Here is a 17661-nt window from a genome sequence, read left to right as displayed (position 1 = left end):
ACGGGTCAGCCCCGGTCCAGGATTCCGTCGATCTTGCCGGACGCGTCCTTCAGGAGCTGGTCGATGTCGGCGTCCTCCTTGGTGAGGACGGCGGAGACGACCCCGTCGAGGACGGAGTAGATCTGCTGGGCACTCGGCGGCTCGATCTTCATGTCGAGGCTCTGGTTGCCGTCGAGGAACGCCTGGTAGTTCTCCACCGGGACGTTGGCGTTGGCCTTCTTGACCTTCTGGTCCTCGGTGTCGGCGGCGCCGGTGAACAGGCGGGGTTCGGGCAGGCCCACGGGGGCGTCGTTCCTCTTGGCGCGGGCGTAGTCGCCGAGGAAGCCGTCTCCGGGGGTGAGGAACATGTGGTCGAGCCACTTCAGGCCGGCGCGGATCTGCTCGGGGCCGGCCTTCTTGTTGAACATGTAGCCGTCGCCGCCGATGAGGGTGCCCTTGCCGCCGGGCATGGGGGCGAGGGCGAGGTCCTTGTAGTCGCCGCCCTTCTCCTTGACCAGGATCGGGATGTTGTCGGGGGCGGCCAGATACATGCCGAGCTTGCCCGAACCCATCATCTGCTGGACGTCGTTGATGACGAGCAGCTGCTTGCTGCCCATCGAGTCGTCCTTCCACCGCATGTCGTGGAGGGTCTGCAGGACGGCGCGGCCCTCGGGCGAGTCGACGGTGGCCTTCTTCCCGTCGGGGCTGACGACGTCGCCGCCCTGGGAGTACAGCTCGGCGGTGAAGTGCCAGCCGCCCTGGTTCTGGGCGCTGTAGTCGGCGTAGCCGACGGTGCCGCCGCCGAGACCGGCGATCTTCTTTGCCGCCGTGCGGACCTCGTCCCAGGTGGCCGGGGGCTTCTCGGGGTCGAGGCCGGCCTTCTCGAAGAGCGCCTTGTTGTAGATCAGGCCCATCGAGTAGCCGGTGCGCGGGACGCCGTAAATCTTGCCATCGACGGTGTAGATGTCGCGCAGCTGCTGCTGGATGGTGCCGTAGCTCTTCAGTTCCTTGACGTACGGCGTGATGTCCGCCGCCTGGTTGATGTCGACGACGTGGCGGGCGTCGGTGAAGTACGTGTAGAACACGTCCTCCATCTGCCCGCCGGCGAGCTTGGCGTCGAAGGTCTTCGGGTCCTGGCAGGGGAACGCGTCGTGCGGCACGACGTCGATGTCCGGGTTCTGCCGCTCGAAGTCGGCGACGTCCTGCTCGAAGAACTGGCGGTCGACCTTGGCGCTCTTGGGCGGCATGCAGTTGACCGTGATGCGGGTCTTGCCGCTCGCCGAGTCGTCCTCGCCCGAACCGCAGGCGGAGGCGGCGAGGGCGAGCGAACAGGCGCTCAGCGCGGCAAAGGTACGGCGGAACCCGGTGCTTCTCATCGGTGGACCCCTCTGGGCATGGAGCGGTGGGCGCCGCACACTCAAGCACCGACGACATCCGAGCGCAAGATGTCGCGCGAGATTTGCAATTTTTGAACAGCGGGTCGGTTGCCGGTGATGTGCCTTTCGCGGGGGGTCCTCCGTCAGGGGCGCGGCGCCTGCGCCGTGGAGCCCCGGACGACCAGCTCGGGCTCGAAGAGCAGTTCCTCCGCGGGGACCGGGGTGCCCGCGATCTGGGCGTTCAGCAGTTCGACGGCGGCCCGGCCCATGGCCTCGATCGGCTGGCGGACGGTGGTGAGCGGGGGCTCGGTGCAGTTCATGAACGCGGAGTCGTCGTAGCCGACGACGGAGATCTGTGACGGCACGTCGAGCCCCTTGCGGCGCGCGGCCCGTACGGCGCCGAGGGCCAGCGGGTCGCTCGCGCAGATGATGCCGGTGACGCCCCGGTCGATCAGCCGGGAGGCGGCCGCGTGCCCGCCCTCGATCGAGAAGATGGCCCGCGCCACATGCTCCTCGGGCAGTTCCCCGGCGATCTCCCGCGCGGCCGCCAGCTTGCGCGCCGACGGCACATGGTCGGCCGGACCCAGCACCAGCCCGATGCGCTCGTGGCCCAGCGAGGCCAGATGCCGCCACGCCTGCTCCACCGCCACCGCGTCGTCACAGGAGACGGCCGGGAAGCCCAGGTGCTCGATGGCCGCGTTGACCAGCACCACCGGGATGTTCCGGCCCGCGAGTTCCTTGTAGTGGTCGTGCGGCGCGTCCGCCTGCGCGTACAGGCCGCCGGCGAAGACCACCCCGGAGACCTGTTGCTGCAGCAGCAGCGTGACGTAGTCGGCCTCGGAGACCCCGCCCTTGGTCTGCGTGCACAGCACCGGGGTCAGGCCGAGCTGGGCGAGCGCCCCGCCGATCACCTCGGCGAACGCCGGGAAGATGGGGTTCTGCAGCTCGGGCAGGACCAGGCCGACCAGACGCGCGCGCTCGCCGCGCAGCTGGGTGGGGCGCTCGTAACCGAGCACGTCGAGGGCGGAGAGCACCGCCTGCCGGGTGGCCTCGGAGACACCGGGCTTGTCGTTGAGCACCCGGCTGACCGTGGCCTGGCTGACCCCGACCTTCTTCGCCACTTCAGCAAGTCGTCGCGTCATGAACGCAAGAATAGCGCAAGGAATGCAAACTGCTTGCGTACGGGTCGGGCCTCGTTCCGCGCCGCGTCAGCCCTCGCCTCGCGCCCCGTCAGCCTTCGTTCCCCGCCGCCCACAGACCGCGGACATGCCCCAGATGACGGGTCATGACCTCCCCTACGGCCCGCTCGTCCCGGGTGAGCAGCGCGTCGAGCAGTTCCAGGTGCTCCTCGGCGGACGCCAGCAGCCGCCCGGCCTCGACCAGCGCCGTGAGCCCGTACAGCCGCGAGCGCTTGCGCAGGTCGCGGACGACCTCCACGAGGTGGGCGTTCCCGGCGAGGGCGAGCAGGCCGAGGTGGAAGCGCGTGTCGGCCTCGACGTACGCGATGAGGTCACCGTCGGCCGCCGCCCGCACGATCTCCCGGGCGGCGGGCCGAAGCGCCTCCAGGGACACCGGGTCGGCGGTGGCGGCCAGTTCCACGACGGTCGGGATCTCGATGAGCGCGCGGATGTGCTTGTACTCGTCGAGCTGCTTCTCGGAGACCGCCGTGACGCGGAACCCCTTGTTGGGCACCGTGTCGACCAGCCCCTCCTTGGCCAGGTCCAGCATGGCCTCGCGCACCGGGGTCGCCGAGACGCCGAAGCGGGCGGCGAGCCCGGGCGCCGAGTACACCTCGCCGGGCCGCAGTTCCCCCGCGATCAGAGCGGCCCGCAGAGCGTCGGCGACCTTCTCCCGGTAGCTGCTCCTGCGCCCGCCCAGGGAGGGCAGCGCGGGAGCGGCGGCGGTGGACGGGGCGCCGGTGCGCTGGGCGGCCATACGGTGTCTCCTCGGGCTGTGCAATGTCACGCGGTACTGAGCTCATTATCCTCGTGGCGTCCGCCCCGCCCCGCCGCTACAGCACGAACCCCTCCGGGAACGGGTCCGCGGGATCGAGCAGGTACTGGGCGGTGCCCGTGAGCCAGGCGCGGCCGGTGAAGCTGGGCAGCACGGCGGGGTGGTCGCCGACCCGTGTGGTGCCGAGGAGGCGGCCGGTGAACCGGGTGCCGATGAACGACTCGTTCACGAACTCGGTGTGCAGCGGGAGTTCACCGCGCGCGTGGAGCTGCGCCATGCGCGCGCTGGTGCCCGTCCCGCACGGCGAGCGGTCGAACCAGCCCGGGTGGATGGCCATGGCGTGCCGGGAGTGCCGGGCGGTGGAGCCGGGCGCGAGCAGATGGACGTGGTGGCAGCCGCGGATGGAGGGGTCCTCCGGGTGGACGGGCTCGTCCTCGGCGTTGACCGCCTCCATGAGCGCGAGCCCGGCGGCGAGGATGTCGTCCTTGCGGGAACGGTCGAAGGGCAGCCCGAACTGCTCCAGCGGCAGGATCGCGTAGAAGTTGCCGCCGTACGCCAGGTCGTACGTCACCGTGCGGCCGTCGGCGAGGGTGGCGCGGCGGTCGAGGGCGACCGCGAAGGACGGCACGTTCCGCAGGGTGACCTCCTTCGCGGCGCCGTCCTCGACGGCCACCTCGGCGACGACGACACCGGCCGGGGTGTCGAGCCGGATCGTGGTGACCGGCTCCACCACCTCGACCATGCCGGTCTCCACCAGCACGGTCGCCACGCCGATGGTGCCGTGCCCGCACATCGGCAAGTAGCCCGACACCTCGATGTAGATCACGCCCCAGTCGCAGTCGGGGCGGGTGGGCGGCTGGAGGATCGCGCCGCTCATGGCGGCGTGCCCGCGCGGCTCGTTCATCAGCAGCCGCTTGACGTGGTCGCGGTGCTCACGGAAGTACAGGCGCCGTTCGTTCATCGTCGCGCCGGGCACGGTGCCGACGCCGCCGGTGACGACCCGGGTGGGCATGCCCTCGGTGTGCGAGTCGACGGCGTGCAGGACGAGCTTGCTCCGCATGGTCCCCTACGCCCATCCGGCCGCGACGGCCTTCTCCGTGGCCGCCCGTACGGCGGCCTCCTGCTCGGGCAGCAGCGGGACGCGCGGCGGGCGTACGGGTCCCCCGTGGCGGCCCACGACGTCCATGGACAGCTTGATGGCCTGGACGAACTCCACCCGGGAGTCCCAGCGCAGCAGCGGATGCAATCGCGCGTACAGCTCCTTGGCCGTGTCCAGATCACCCGAGACGGCGGCCCGGTACAGCCGTACCGACTCCCGGGGCAGCGCGTTCGGGTATCCGGCGACCCAGCCCTTGGCGCCGGCCAGGGCGAGTTCCAGCAGGACGTCGTCCGCGCCGATCAACAGGTCGAGTTCAGGGGCGAGTTCGGCGATGCGGTAGGCGCGGCGGACGTCACCGGAGAACTCCTTGACCGCGTGGATGTGCCCCTCGGCGTGCAGCCTGGCGAGGAGTTCGGGCACCAGGTCGACCTTGGTGTCGATGGGGTTGTTGTACGCCACGATCGGCACGCCCGCCGTCGCGACCTCCGCGTAGTGCGCGAGCACCGAACGCTCGTCGGCGCGGTACGCGTTGGGCGGCAGCAGCATCACGGAGGCGCAGCCCGCGTCACGCGCCTGCTCGGCCCAGCGCCGGGCCTCGGCCGAGCCGTACGCGGCGACTCCGGGCATCACCCGTGCGCCGCCGACGGCCGACACCGCCGTCTCGACGACCTTCGCGCGTTCCTCGGGGGTGAGGACCTGGTACTCCCCCAGCGAGCCGTTGGGGACGACGCCGTCGCAGCCGTTCTCGACGAGCCAGGCGCAGTGCTCGGCGTACCGGCCGTGGTCGACGCGCAGATCGTCGTCGAACGGCAGCGCGGTGGCGACGAGGACGCCGCGCCAGGGGCGGTGCTCGGTGACGGTCATCCGGATTCCCTCCCAGTGGGGTCTGACATGTCATCGCGTCGGTCCGGCCGGCCCGCGAGCACCCCGAGGGGGACGGGGCGGGCGAACGGCCTGCGGTTCGGGGTGAGGGCGCAGCCGGTCAGTCCGGCGACCGCGGGGGCGCACATCCGGCCCTGGCACCAGCCCATTCCGGCCCGGGTCAGCAGCTTCACCGTGCGGACGTCTCCCGCGCCGAGTTCGGTCCCGGCTTGGCGGACGGCGCCGGCGGTGACCTCCTCGCAGCGGCAGACGAGCGTGTCGTCGGTGATCTGCTCGGTCCAGTGCGCGGGCGGCGTGTACACGGACTCCACCGCGGCGGCGAAGCCCCGCAGCCGGTCCCGTGCCCGCGCGGCCCGCGCCAGGCCGGCGGGGTCGGGCCGGGCACCACGCAGCCGGGCCGCGGCGGACCGGCCGGCGATATGCCCCTCGGCGAGAGAGAGTTCGGCGCCGCCGATACCGGTGGTCTCCCCGGCCGCCCACACGCCGGGCACGTCCGTGCGCTGCTCGGCGTCGACGCGTACGGCGAGGCCGTCCATCCGGCAGCCGAGGGTCTCGGCGAGGTCGGTCTGCGGCAGCATGCCGTGGCCGACGGCGAGCGTCGCGCACGGGATGCGCCGCCCGGTGCCGGGGCGGACGCGTCCGCCGGCGTCGAGGGCGGCGACGGTGACGGCCTCCAGCCGGTCGGTGCCGTGCGCCTCGACGACGGTGTGCCGGGTCAGGACCGGTACGCGCCGGCGCAGCAACGCGGCCGCGTATCCGGCGCCTTCGGCGAGCTTGGCGGGGTGGGCCGCCCAGACGGGCGTGCGCCGCAGGAGGGCCTTCGGGTCGGCGGACTCCACGAGCGCGGCCACGCTGACACCGGCCGCCGCGAGCCCGGCTGCGACCGGGAGCAGCAGCGGGCCGGTGCCGGCGACGACGGCGGTACGGCCGGACACGGTCAGGGTGCCCTTGAGCATGGCCTGGGCGCCGCCCGCGGTGACGACTCCCGGGAGCGTCCAGCCGGGGAACGGCAGGACCTTCTCGTAGCCGCCGGTGGCGAGGACGAGGGCGTCGGCGCGCACCTCGGCGGGCTCGCGCTGCTCGGGGCCGTACAGGGCGTGGACGGTGAATCCGGTGCCGGGTCCGGGCTCGGCGCACCAGACGTGATGGTCCGTCAAGTACCGTACCCGGCCCGCCTGTACGTGCGCCTCCAGGCTCTCCCTGAGTCGCTCCGCCGTGCGCCACGCGTGGTGCAGTGCCTGGGGTCTGCGGGCGCGGAGCGCGGCGGCGGGCCTGCGGTGGAACTGGCCGCCCGCCTGCGGTGCCGCGTCCAGCAGCGTGACCCGTACGCCCCGTGCGGCGGCGGCGAGGGCCGCGGCGAGCCCGGCGGGTCCGGCGCCGACGACGGCGAGGTGCGGGGCGGTGGCGCGGTCAGTCATCGTGGCCCGTCCCGTCCTGGGTGCGGATCGCGTCGCCGGGGTTCAACGGGACCAGGCAGGCCCGCTGGTTGGGGCGGTCGTTGACGGTGACCAGGCAGTCGAAGCAGACGCCGATGCCGCAGAACACGCCGCGCGGGCGGCCCTGGGCGCGGGTGGTGCGCCAGGAGGTGACGCCGGCCGTCCACAGGGCGGCGGCGACGGTGTGGCCGGGCAGTGCCTGGATCTCCCGGCCGTCGAGGGTCACCGTGAAGGCGGGTCCGGGGTGGGCGTCGGCGAGGTCCAGGGGGCTGGTCACACGGCCTCCTCGGGGAAGCGGTCGGGGCGGAACGACGTCAGGTCGAGCGCGGGGGTCCGCCCGGTCAGGGCCTGGGCGATCAGGTGACCGGTGGCGGGGGCCAGTCCGATGCCGGCGCCCTCGTGGCCGCAGGCGTGGTGGAGCCCGGGGACACGGGGGTCGGGGCCGACGGCGGGCAGATGGTCGGGGGTGTACGGGCGGAAGCCGAGGTAGGCGCGCATCGCGTGGACGTCCCGCAGGAACGGGAAGAGCCGGGTCGCACCCGCGGCCAGGGCCCGCACGACGGGCAGCGAGAACGTCCGGTCGAAGCCGACGCGTTCGCGGCTCGCGCCGATCAGGACGGGGCCCGCGGCCGTGCCCTCGACGACCGGGGAGGTCTGCAGCGCGGCCGAGTCGCTGGCGACGTCGGCCACGTAGTCGGCGGCGTACACCTTGTGCCGGATCCGGCGCGGCAGGGGTTCCGTGACGAGGACGAAGCCGCGCCGGGGCAGGACGGGGAGGTGGACGCCGGCGAGCGCGGCGAGGTCGCCGCCCCAGGTGCCGGCCGCGTTGACGACGGCGGGCGCGTGCAGGTCGCCCCGGTCGGTGCGCACCCCGCGGACCGCTCCGTCGCGGGTGCGGAGGACTCCGGTCACGGTGACGCCGGTCAGGAGGCGGGCCTTCGAGGCGCGGACCAGGGTGGCGGCGGCGAGGGCGGGCATGACCTGGCTGTCCTGCGGATAGTGGACGCCGCCGGGAAGACCGGGGGCGAGGTCGGGTTCGAGGTCGTACAGGCGCCCGTCCACGACGGGTTCGGCGGTGACTCCGGCGGCGCGCTGCGCTGCGGCGAACCGCTCCAGGGCGGCGAGCCCGTCCGGGGTGGACGCCACGACGAGGCCGCCCTTCGCCTCGTACTCGACGGACGGCCCGAACTCCTCGGCCAGCTCCCGCCACAGGCGCCCGGAGAGCAGCGCGAGGTCGAGCTCGGGTCCCGGTTCCTTGTCGGAGACGAGGATGTTGCCCTCGCCGGCACCGGTGGTGCCGCTCGCGACCGGGCCGCGGTCGACGAGGATCACGTCGAGGCCGGCCCGGGCGGCGTACAGGGCGCAGGCGGCACCCGTGATACCGGCTCCGACGACCACGACGTCGCAGGTCAGTCCCTGGGTCACATCAGTACTATGTCACACACCACTGCGGGACGGAACAGTGCGGAACCTGGGTGAATGCAGGGTGGCGTGCTGACGGGGCGCCGTCGGCGACCTGAACGCCGACGGTGCCCCGTTCAGTCCTCGGGCGTGGGCACCACGCGTAGATACGAGGCGTCACGACGCGCCCCGCGCGCCCTGCCCCGCTCACGGCGCGCCTCGCGCAGCACCAGCGTCAGCCGCGTGTAACCCAGTTCGCGCAGGGTCGCGGGCGTCTCGTCGACGACCCGGCACTCGGTGGAGCCCCAGCGGGGGTCGGGGTGGTGCAGTGGGCGGACCGCGCCGTCCTCCTCGACGGCCCGCTCCCCCACCGCGCGGATCCAGTGCGGCAGGCCCTGCCGGTAGGCGGCCTCCATCAGGGGGTCCTGGGCGATGTCCCGGCGGACGGCCTGGAGCGCGTGGTCGTGGCCGTGCCGCTCCAGCGCCTCGGAGAGGTGCGCCAGCATCGGCAGGCACCAGCCGGTCTCGTGGTCGCCGAGGACGGCGGCGGCGTCCGGGTGGAAGAGGACGAAGCGCAGGAGGTTGTCGTGCGGCATGGCGGTGGGGTGCGGGCCCACGGCCATGAAAAGTGACGCGAAAGCGCTGTTCGCCAGGACGACGTCCCAGCGGTGGTCGACGACGACGGACGGGAAGGGCACGGCCTCCACGAGGGCGGCGTAGTCCCGGAGGTACGCCTGGGCCTCGGGGCGGTCGGGGACGGGCCGCGGTACGGACCGCTGCCCACCTGCCTGATATGCCATCGGGAGGTCACCCCTCTTGCCTATGCGGCCTTCACGCGGCGCCCCGATCCTGATGCCCACGCCCGAGCCATGTCAACTATCGTGGCATTCCCTGCCTGTTGACGGCTGAAATTGGCCACAGTTGTGGCGGAACCTGGATGCGCGTTCGAACCACCCGGTAATCTTCGTCGAGTTCACGGCAACAGGTTGTGAGAAGCCTGTGAGAGACGTAGGAGATCTGTCGGTGACGGATGGCTTCGAGGGCCCTGGCGCCACGGTGACGGCCGCGCTGCCCGCCGTCGTCGCCCGCGTCACCGCGCTCGCCGACCGGCTCGACGTCCCGCACACGGAGGTCTTCGACACCGGCCGGCTGTCCGTCGCCTCCGGAGTCCCGGAGTCCGTGGTCAAGGCCCTGCTGAGCGGCCGGCCCGCGGGCGAGCCCGATGTGCAGGCCCGGTTCCTCCAGCGGCTCGACCTCCTGCGCCGCACCCGCCTCAAGCCCAACGGCCGCCGGTACACCCAGCAGGAGATCGCGGACGGCGCCGGCATGTCCCGGCAGCAGGCGGGCGCCCTCATCAACGGCGACCGGCGGCCCACCATGGAGCACTGCGACGCCATCCAGCGCTTCTTCCGCGTGCACGCCGGCTTCCTGACCGCCGAGGACCCCGAGGCGCTGGCCGGGGCGCTCCAGCGCACCGAGCAGGACCTGCTGCAGAGACTCGCGGAGCGCGAGGCGGCCCAGCCCGCCGAGGACCCGCTGGAAAGGCTCCTGCAGGACCACGGTGTGCGCGGCATCGCCTGGCGGGCCGCCCAGCTCCCCACCGACCAGCACCGCGACAAGGTCGCCGAGTGGCTGGACATGCTCCTGGAGAGCGTCAAGCGGCCCGAGTCGTGACCGGGAGGAACGGGAGACCATTGGGCATCGGTAGGGAAATGCGCCGCCTGTGCGGCGAATTGGTCGCGGAGCTGAGGCTTCCCGCGCCCGCGGCGCCCGAGACGCTGTACGGCGCGCTGTGCGACGCCATGGGCAGACGCCGCGGCCGCCCCGTCCACTTCCGTACGGCCGCCTTCCCGCCCGGCACCGCGAGCGGGCTGTGGCTCGACATGGCCGACCAGGACCTCGTGGTGATCGAGGAGCGCACCGCGCCCGACCACCAGCTGGTGATCCTCGGCCATGAGCTGTGGCACATGAAGGCCGGTCACTGCAGCCACAGCATCGAGGGCGCCTCCGTGGCGGCCCGGATGCTGGGCAGCGAGGCCGACCTGCGCTCGGCGGTCCTGAAGGTCGCCGCCCGCAACCACTTCGACCAGGCGGAGGAGAAGGAGGCCGAGGCCTTCGGCCTGCTGCTGGCGAGCAAGTGCCGCGCCTGGCTCGCGGTTTCCTCGGAGCGGGGCCGGCGCGACCATCTGGCGGGCCGGATCGAGGCGTCGCTCGGCTATCTGGGTCCGCAGAGCTGACCGTCCGACCTGCGCCTATCCGGTGAACGGACGGCCGGTCCGGACCCGTTGTCAGTGGTGGACGGCAAGCTGGTGGGTGGCGCCCCTGCGTGCGGGGCGCGACGACGCCGACCCGGGGAGAGCCGACCGATGCCCACCGCCGTACTGACCGACCGCGAGCGCACCGCCGTCCAGGCCTACCTGCGGCTGCTGCACACCGTGCGAGCCGCGTTCGACGGTGCCTCAGGACCGGGCCGGCCGCCCGTCGTGCCGCCCTCCGTCCTCGCCGAGGCCGAACAGGCCCTGGCGGACGCGGGGCTGACGGGCCACGAGGAGGAGTTCTTCCACCTCCTGCGGACCTGGTGCCCGGACTAGGGCGCCTTTCGTTTGGGTCAGGCCGGATCAGGGAGCGGGGCCTGAGGCCGTGCACCGCAAGGCGGAGGAGGGCGCCATGGCGGAGCCATGGCAACCGACGACCCCGCGGCAAGGTGCGGCACCAGACCCCGCGAGCCCGGCCTGACCCGAACGAAAGGCCCCAGGGAGCGGCCGACGCCGGGGGTCAGGTGTGCGGCACGGTCACCGCTGTCGCCATCAGCCCCCGCCCGACGGTCCAGCGGCCCTCGAACCGCTCGATCCGGCGCCCGCCGACCACCGGTCCCGGCACGAGGAGCCGGGCGCCGAACCGGCCCGCGCGCGGATCGGTGTCTCCGGCCGAGATGTCGATGTCGGCCTCGGAGAAGTCCAGCCACCGTCCGGTGAGGGGGAACCACGCCTTGTAGACGGACTCCTTGGCGCTGAACAGGAGCCGGTCCCAGTGGATCGCGGGGTGCTCGGCGGCGAGCCGGCGCAGCCGCTCCGTCTCAGCGGGCAGCGCGACGGCGTCCAGCACCCCGTCCGGGAGCGGCTGGTGGGTCTCGGCGTCGATGCCGAGCGAGGCCAGGTCGGCGGCGCGGGCCAGCGCGGCGGCGGCGTACCCGTCGCAGTGGGTCATGCTGCCGATGAGACCGGGCGGCCAGCCGGGGGCGCCGCGCTCGCCGGGGAGCACGGCCCGCGGGGGCACCCCGAGCTTCACCATGGCGCGGCGCGCGCAGGAGCGTACGGCGGTGAACTCGCGGCGGCGCTTGTCGACCGCGCGGGCGACGACCGCCTCCTCCTCGGGGTAGAGCGGCGGGTGCTCCTCGTCGCCGTACGTCTCGACGCCGACCGTGTCGTCCGTCAGCAGTTCCTCGATCAACGGGCCGTGCCCTCCCCGGCCGGTGCGGGCAGCACACGGCGCAGCCGGCCCGGTGGTTCCGGTCGGCGGCGCCACTCGCGGGGGTAGCCGACGGAGACCTCCTCGAAGCGGACGCCCTCGTGCCAGGTGGTCCGCGGGATGTGGAGGTGGCCGTACACCATGGCGGCGACGCGGAAGCGGCGGTGCCAGTCGGCGGTCCGGGTGGTGCCGCACCACATGGCGAACTCGGGGTACCAGAGGACGTCGGTGGGGTGCCGGTGCAGCGGATAGTGGTTGACGAGGACGGTGGGCAGGTCCTCGGGGAGGGCGGCGAGCCGGCGTTCGGTCGCGGCGACCCGGGCCTCGCACCACGCGTCCCGGGTCGGGTAGGGGTCGGGGTGCAGCAGGAACTCGTCGCTGCAGACGACGCCGGTGCCGTGCGCGTACTCCAGGCCCTCCTCCTTGGTCGCGCAGCCGGCGGGCAGGAAGGAGTAGTCGTAGAGGAGGAAGAGCGGGGCGACGGCGACCGGGCCGCCGGGGCCGTCCCAGACGGGGTAGGGGTCCTCGGGCGTGGTCACGCCGAGGTCCCGGCACACCTCGACGAGGTGCTCGTAGCGGGCGGTGCCGCGCAGCGTGACGGAGTCCTTGGGGTGCGTCCACAGCTCGTGGTTGCCGGGGACCCAGACGACCCGGCGGAAGCGGCCGGCGAGCGTCTTCAGCGCCCAGGTGACGTCGTCCACGGTCTCCGCGACATCGCCGGCGACCAGCAGCCAGTCGTCGTCGGTGCCGGGGCGCATGCCCTCCACGAGGGCGCGATTCTCCTCGTACCCGATGTGCAGATCGCTGACGGCCAGCAACTGCCCCATCCCCGCGGCCGTCGACGTCACCCTCGCCCCTCCCCCGATCACCCGATGGACACCACGAGAACACAGGCTGTGCACCGCCGACAAGGCCGGGCCGGCCGCCCGCCCGGGCGGTGGCGGAATCCGTAACACGTACGTTGCACGCGGCACCCGTTGAAGGTCGTATGATCGCCCCGACACCACCGCCGCGACACCCTTCGCCAGGGGCGGTTCGGTGTACCTCCATCCTCCCTGCCCGGGCACGGGCCGCTTCGCCGTGCCCGCGAACCCCGAAAGGACGGCCTGCATGGTCTCTCGCGTACGCGTCTGGCTCAACCGCACGTACGCGGAGAACGTGTTCTTCATGGATCAGCTCCGCAGAAATCCCAGCGACAGAGCGGTGGAGATCCATGCGACGCACGGGGACGCCGACTCCCCCGTGCTGGCCGCCGCCGACACCGCGGAGCTGGAGCCCGAGGGCCTGTCCCCCGCCGGATACGTCGAGTACGCCCTCGCCCAGTGCCGGCGCCGCGGCATCGACGTCTTCGTGCCGCGGCTGCACCAGTCGGCGATCGTCGCGCATCGCGCGGAGTTCGAGGCGATCGGCACCGCGCTGCTGGCGCCGCCGCCCGAGGCCGTGGCCGTCTTCCAGGACAAGGTCGTCGCGTACGAGGCCGTCCAGGCGGTCGGGGTGCCGGTGCCGCCGTGGTTCCGGGTCCGTGACGCCGACGAACTCCTCGCCGCCGTCGAGGAGTTGGAGGCGGGCGGGCACCGGGCGTGCTTCAAGCCGGCGTCCGGCGCGGGCGGTGTCGGCTTCCGGATGATCACCCGCTCCCCGTTCTCGCTGACGCACCTCAGCGGCTTCCCGACGCCCTATGTGCAGCTGGACCTGGTCCTGGACGCGCTGCGGCGGTCCGAGGAGCCGGTGGACTGGCTGGTGATGCCGCGCCTGGAGCAGCCGGAGGTGTCGGTGGACTGCCTGACCGGCCCGGACAACCGGGTGCGGCTGGCGATCGGCCGGGTCAAGAACGGGCGCCGGCGCGGCTTCACCCTGCAGGACCAGTGGCTGGAGCCGGCACGGCTGGTCGTGGAGGGCTTCGGGCTGCACTATCTGTCCAATGTGCAGTTCCGGATGTTCGGCGACACCCCGGTGCTGATGGACGTCAACACCCGTCCGGCGGGCGGGCTGCACCAGCTGTCGCTGTGCGGGGTGAACGTGCCGTGGCTGGCCGTGCAGCTGGCACTCGGTGAGGACCCGGGCACGGTGACCCCGCCGTTCCTGGGTCAGGACTACACGGTGGTCGCGGGTCCGCGTCCGCTGCGTCCGGTGTCGATCCCGCAGCAGCGCCCGGAGACGGAGGCGCCGCTGCTCCCCGCGGTGCCCGCGCCCGCGCAGCCCGGCTCCGTCCAGACCGGGGCGGCTCTGCCTCTGTAGGACGCCTGCAGGACCCCGGCGGTATGCCATCGGTATGGACCAATCCCGCGTGAGTGCTTGACAGCGGAATTGGTCCATACCATTTTGTTCAGCGCACCTCTCAGCACCTGCGGCAACCGGCTGATCGAGCAGGCCAAGGCGCTGAACGCGGACATCGACGTCTTCACGATCATGCCGTTCGACTTCGGCGGCGGCGCCGACATGTACGGCAGCACCGTGAGCGCGGCCGAGGGGCTGAAGACCAAGCTGAAGTCGACGTTCGGCTGGGACGACGCCACCGCCTCCGCCCACCTCGGCATCTCCGGCATGAACGGGCTGTCCGACCAGCAGGAGCTGACCTCGCCCGGGACCTGGACGCTGATCCGCGACTGGGCGAACTCCAAGCACATCGCGCGGCTCGCGTTCTGGTCGGTCAACCGCGACCGGCCCTGCCCGGGCGGCGGTGTGACGAGCAACTGCTCCGGCATCAGCCAGAGCACCTGGCAGTTCACGTCGATCACGGCCGGCTTCACCGGCTGAGTCCCGATCACCCACACCGATCGCCCACGCGAGATCACCCACGCCGGAGAAAGAATCTTCCGGCGTGGGTGTATCAGACGGCCCCTCGCGCGCTCATGACACTGAGCAAGGCCGACGGGGGGTCCTACGGGGGAATCACGGGGGATCACGGGGGACCGACGGGGGGAAGCACGGGGGCTTCGGGCCGGCCGGCGCTGTCACGGGGGTGGCGGCCGGCCGGCCCGAAGGTGTTTCCCAGAGGTCAGCCCTCGGCGCCCCGCCGGAGCCGCAGGGTCAGCACCTGGAAGGGGCGCAGGGAGACCGGCACCCCGCCGTCCGTGCCGACCGTCTCCAGGGGCCGCTCCAGCAGATCCGTGATCTGCGCGCCGGCCAGCGGGAAACCGGTGCGCAGCACACCCTCCGCCCGTCCGCCCCGGGACTCGTAGAGCCGGACGACGACGTCGCCGGAGCGGTCGTCGGCCAGCTTGACGGCCTCGACCGTGATCCCGTCGCCGTCCACGGACACCACCGGCTCGGGCGCGCCCGCCGCGCCCGCCACCCGCAGCGGCAGGTTGAGGGCGTAGCCCTCGGCGACGGCGTCCTCGATGCTCGCGCCGGGCAGCAGCGCGTAGGTGAACCGGTGCATGCCCTGGTCGGCCTCGGGGTCGGGGATGCGCGGGGCGCGGACCAGGCTGAGGCTGACGCGGGTCGTCGTACCGCCGTCTTCGCGGACCGTGCGGGTCACATCGTGCCCGTACGTCGAGTCGTTGACGACGGCGACGCCGTAGCCGGGCTCGGCGAGGTGCACCCAGCGGTGACCGGAGACCTCGAAACGGGCGGCCTCCCAGGTGGTGTTGGTGTGCGTGGGCCGCTGGACGTGCCCGAACTGGATCTCGGCGGAGGAGTGCGGGGCGCGGATGTCCACCGGGAAGCCCGCCTTGAGGATCTTCTCGGCCTCGTGCCAGTCGATCTCGGTGGCGAAGTCGATCCGCGGGCTGCCGGCCCGCAGCGTGATCGTCTGGGTGATCGTGGAGCCCTTGCCGAAGGCGCGGGTGACCCGGACGGCGCCGAGGAGGGGGCCGTCCTCGACGACGGTGACCGACTCGGTCTCCCGCAGCTCGCGGTAGCGGTTGCGGTAGTGCTTGTCGATGTCCCAGGCGTCCCAGTAGTTGGGCAGGTCGGTGTGCAGGCGCAGCAGGTTGCCGGCACCGGCGAGCACCTCGCGGTCGGCCCGCAGGTCGAACACGGAGGACAGGGTGCCGTCCTCGGCGATCTCGACGCGGACCAGGCCGTTGTCGAGGACGCGCCCGGAGACGGTGACGGGCCGCTCGGGCTCCGTCGCCTCGAGGGGCGCGCTGCCGTTCGCGGGGACGGTGACGTAGGCGGGCGTGCCCTCGGGGGTGCGGACCACCTCGGCGCGGTCGAACGGGCTCGTGTTGAAGACGCGGGCCCCTCCCCCGCCGAGCGCGGCCACCGCCTCGGCGGTCAGCTCCTCCAGCTCCCGGGCGACCCGGGCGTACTCGGCCTCGGCCTCGCGGTGCACCCAGGCGATCGAGGAGCCCGGCAGGATGTCGTGGAACTGGTGCAGCAGGACCGTCTTCCAGAGCCGGTCCAGCTTCTCATACGGGTAGGTGTGGCCCGGCGCGTGCAGAGCGGCCGTCGTCGCCCACAGCTCGGCCTCGCGCAGCAGGTGCTCGCTGCGCCGGTTGCCCTGCTTGGTGCGGGCCTGAGAGGTGTAGGTGGCGCGGTGCAGCTCCAGGTAGAGCTCGCCGTTCCAGACGGGGGCGTCCTCGTACTCGGCGCGGGCCTTGGCGAAGAACGCGTCCGGGTGCTCGACGACGACCTTGGGCGAGCCCTCCAGGTCGGCGAGCCGGCGGGCCCGCTCCATGATCTCTCGGGTGGGGCCGCCACCGCCGTCGCCCCAGCCGAACGGGGCGAGGGAGCGGGTGCCGCCGCCCTTCTCCTGGTAGTTGCGGACGGCGCGGTCCATCTCCTCGCCGCTGAAGCAGGCGTTGTAGGTGTCGACGGGCGGGAAGTGCGTGAAGATGCGGGTCCCGTCGATGCCCTCCCACCAGAAGGTGTGGTGGGGGAACTTGTTGGTCTGGTTCCAGGAGATCTTCTGGGTGAGGAACCACTCGTTGCCGGCGAGCTTGGCGAGCTGCGGGTAGGCGGCGGTGTAGCCGAAGGAGTCGGGCAGCCACACGCCCTTGGTCTCGACGCCGAAGTGCTCGATGAAGAACCGCTTGCCGTGGATCAGCTGGCGGGCGAGGGCCTCGCCGCCGGGCAGATTGCCGTCGGCCTCGACCCACATGCCGCCGACCGGCGCCCACTGGCCCTTCTTCACCGACTCCTGGATACGGGCCCACACGTGCGGGTAGTTGTCGCGCACCCACTCGTACTGCTGGGCCTGCGAGCAGGCGAAGACGAACTCCTCGTACTCGTCGGCGAGAGACGTGACGTTGGAGAAGGTGCGGGACGTCTTGCGCTTGGTCTCGCGGATGGGCCACAGCCACGCGGAGTCGATGTGCGCGTGCCCGACGCCGGAGACGGTGTGCGCGCTGGCGTGCGCGGGCCTGGCCAGGACCGGTGCGAGCACCTCGCGGACGGCGGGCGCGCTGCCGGACACGTCGTCCAGGTCGAGGGTGTCCATGGCGCGGTCGAGGGCGTGCAGGATCTCGTGCCGGCGCGGCTCGTGCTCGCCGAGGTGGACCATGAGTTCACGCAGCACCGCGAGGTCGAGGTCGAGGTGCCAGACCTCCTCGTCGAGGACGGCGAGGTCGGCGCGCCGGAAGGTGTAGAGGGGCTGGTCGCCGGCGGTGCGGACGTCGCCGAGCGGGGTGGGGTGGGCGAAGCCGTCGGCGAGGATGTCGGGGTTGGAGGCGGCCTCGACGAGGTAGTGGACGTCCTCGCCGCCCGCGGCCGGGTTGCCGATGGGCACGTACTGGTTGAGCGGGTTGACGGCCTTCAGGGGGCGGCCGTCGGCGAGGTGCACGAGGCCCTCGGCCTGGTTGCCGGGCCAGTCGCCGACGAAGCCGAGGTCGATGACCGCCTCGACGCGCCGCCCGGCCCACTCGGCGGGCACCCGGCCGCGCATCCGGAACCAGGTGGTGCCCCAGGGCGGCCCCCACGGGGTGCCGGTGGCGAAGGGCGTGTAGGGCGCGGCCGCGGCCTCCTCGAAGGGGACCGGCTCGCCCGGGGCCTGCCAGGCCTCCACCTCGAACGGGACGGCGGCCGCGTAGATCGCGGGCTTGATGCGCTGGGTGTGGACGCGCTCGACGCGCTCCTCGATCCGGCGGCGTTCGTCGTGCATCAGGGTCTCCAGGGAGGCAGA

The 17661-nt window shown here is 72.7% G+C and carries 16 protein-coding genes and 1 pseudogene; 5 read left to right on the top strand and 12 right to left on the bottom strand.

Annotation, left to right across the window (positions count from 1 at the left end; genetic code table 11):
- Positions 1 to 5: 5 nt before the first annotated feature.
- The 9 genes from DC008_RS29270 to DC008_RS29230 all read right to left on the bottom strand — a co-directional run bounded on the left by DC008_RS29270 (position 6) and on the right by DC008_RS29230 (position 8926).
- Entirely contained in the window at positions 6 to 1355 is a 1350-nt protein-coding gene (locus DC008_RS29270; protein ID WP_108709532.1) for an extracellular solute-binding protein, read from the bottom strand.
- Between the two features lie 143 nt (positions 1356 to 1498).
- Positions 1499 to 2497: a LacI family DNA-binding transcriptional regulator gene (locus tag DC008_RS29265; RefSeq protein ID WP_208646021.1), complete on the bottom strand. Its 999-nt coding sequence runs from the start codon at positions 2495 to 2497 to the stop codon at positions 1499 to 1501.
- An 88-nt stretch (positions 2498 to 2585) separates the two neighbouring features.
- On the bottom strand, positions 2586 to 3290 hold the full coding sequence (locus DC008_RS29260; protein ID WP_108709530.1) for a GntR family transcriptional regulator: 705 nt from the start codon (positions 3288 to 3290) through the stop codon (positions 2586 to 2588).
- 76 nt (positions 3291 to 3366) lie between these two features.
- The gene (locus DC008_RS29255) at positions 3367 to 4368 is read right to left on the bottom strand and encodes a proline racemase family protein (protein WP_108709529.1); all 1002 of its coding nucleotides are present in this window, start codon (positions 4366 to 4368) and stop codon (positions 3367 to 3369) included.
- A 6-nt stretch (positions 4369 to 4374) separates the two neighbouring features.
- Positions 4375 to 5271 (bottom strand): dihydrodipicolinate synthase family protein, encoded by an 897-nt coding sequence (locus tag DC008_RS29250; RefSeq protein ID WP_108709528.1) that lies wholly within the window; start codon positions 5269 to 5271, stop codon positions 4375 to 4377.
- Complete coding sequence (locus DC008_RS29245; RefSeq protein WP_108709527.1) at positions 5268 to 6707, bottom strand: FAD-dependent oxidoreductase; 1440 nt, start codon at positions 6705 to 6707, stop codon at positions 5268 to 5270. Before DC008_RS29245 ends, DC008_RS29250 begins: the two co-directional genes overlap by 4 nt.
- A complete protein-coding gene (locus DC008_RS29240; protein WP_108709526.1) occupies positions 6700 to 7002 on the bottom strand; it encodes a (2Fe-2S)-binding protein in 303 nt (100 codons plus the stop codon). Before DC008_RS29240 ends, DC008_RS29245 begins: the two co-directional genes overlap by 8 nt.
- Positions 6999 to 8150: an NAD(P)/FAD-dependent oxidoreductase gene (locus DC008_RS29235; RefSeq protein WP_108709525.1), complete on the bottom strand. Its 1152-nt coding sequence runs from the start codon at positions 8148 to 8150 to the stop codon at positions 6999 to 7001. Before DC008_RS29235 ends, DC008_RS29240 begins: the two co-directional genes overlap by 4 nt.
- 113 nt (positions 8151 to 8263) lie before the next feature.
- Positions 8264 to 8926, bottom strand: a complete 663-nt coding sequence (locus tag DC008_RS29230) for an MmyB family transcriptional regulator (protein ID WP_164492394.1) — start codon at positions 8924 to 8926, stop codon at positions 8264 to 8266.
- A 223-nt stretch (positions 8927 to 9149) separates the two neighbouring features.
- On the opposite strand from DC008_RS29230, the gene DC008_RS29225 reads away from it, so the two are divergent.
- The 3 genes from DC008_RS29225 to DC008_RS29215 all read left to right on the top strand — a co-directional run bounded on the left by DC008_RS29225 (position 9150) and on the right by DC008_RS29215 (position 10717).
- Entirely contained in the window at positions 9150 to 9800 is a 651-nt protein-coding gene (locus tag DC008_RS29225) for a helix-turn-helix domain-containing protein (RefSeq protein ID WP_108709524.1), read from the top strand.
- A gap of 38 nt (positions 9801 to 9838) precedes the next feature.
- On the top strand, positions 9839 to 10363 hold the full coding sequence (locus DC008_RS29220; RefSeq protein WP_108709523.1) for a toxin-antitoxin system, toxin component: 525 nt from the start codon (positions 9839 to 9841) through the stop codon (positions 10361 to 10363).
- A 129-nt stretch (positions 10364 to 10492) separates the two neighbouring features.
- Complete coding sequence (locus tag DC008_RS29215; protein WP_108709522.1) at positions 10493 to 10717, top strand: hypothetical protein; 225 nt, start codon at positions 10493 to 10495, stop codon at positions 10715 to 10717.
- 184 nt (positions 10718 to 10901) lie between these two features.
- Here the strand turns inward: DC008_RS29215 and DC008_RS29210 are convergent, their stop codons facing one another.
- Together DC008_RS29210 and DC008_RS29205 are read right to left on the bottom strand one after the other, a co-directional pair.
- Complete coding sequence (locus DC008_RS29210) at positions 10902 to 11576, bottom strand: 4'-phosphopantetheinyl transferase family protein (RefSeq protein WP_108709521.1); 675 nt, start codon at positions 11574 to 11576, stop codon at positions 10902 to 10904.
- Positions 11573 to 12442 carry a metallophosphoesterase family protein gene (locus tag DC008_RS29205; RefSeq protein WP_108709520.1) on the bottom strand — a complete coding sequence of 290 codons (870 nt, stop codon included), beginning with the start codon at positions 12440 to 12442 and terminating at the stop codon, positions 11573 to 11575. The genes DC008_RS29210 and DC008_RS29205 overlap by 4 nt, the downstream gene beginning before the upstream one ends.
- Positions 12443 to 12704: 262 nt before the next feature.
- On the opposite strand from DC008_RS29205, the gene DC008_RS29200 reads away from it, so the two are divergent.
- Both DC008_RS29200 and DC008_RS29195 read left to right on the top strand, forming a co-directional pair.
- Positions 12705 to 13832 (top strand): ATP-grasp domain-containing protein, encoded by a 1128-nt coding sequence (locus DC008_RS29200; protein ID WP_108709519.1) that lies wholly within the window; start codon positions 12705 to 12707, stop codon positions 13830 to 13832.
- 111 nt (positions 13833 to 13943) lie between these two features.
- A pseudogene (locus DC008_RS29195) lies at positions 13944 to 14351 on the top strand (glycoside hydrolase family 18 protein); the annotation flags it as partial.
- 241 nt (positions 14352 to 14592) lie between these two features.
- Here the strand turns inward: DC008_RS29195 and DC008_RS29190 are convergent.
- Positions 14593 to 17640, bottom strand: coding sequence for an alpha-mannosidase (locus tag DC008_RS29190; protein ID WP_108709518.1), 3048 nt, complete (start codon positions 17638 to 17640; stop codon positions 14593 to 14595).
- Positions 17641 to 17661 lie beyond the last annotated feature (21 nt).

It is taken from the genome of Streptomyces nigra (genome assembly GCF_003074055.1).
Taxonomy (GTDB): domain Bacteria; phylum Actinomycetota; class Actinomycetes; order Streptomycetales; family Streptomycetaceae; genus Streptomyces; species Streptomyces nigra.
The sequence above is the reverse complement of the archived record's forward strand: the minus strand, read 5'-3'. Positions and strand labels throughout refer to the sequence as shown.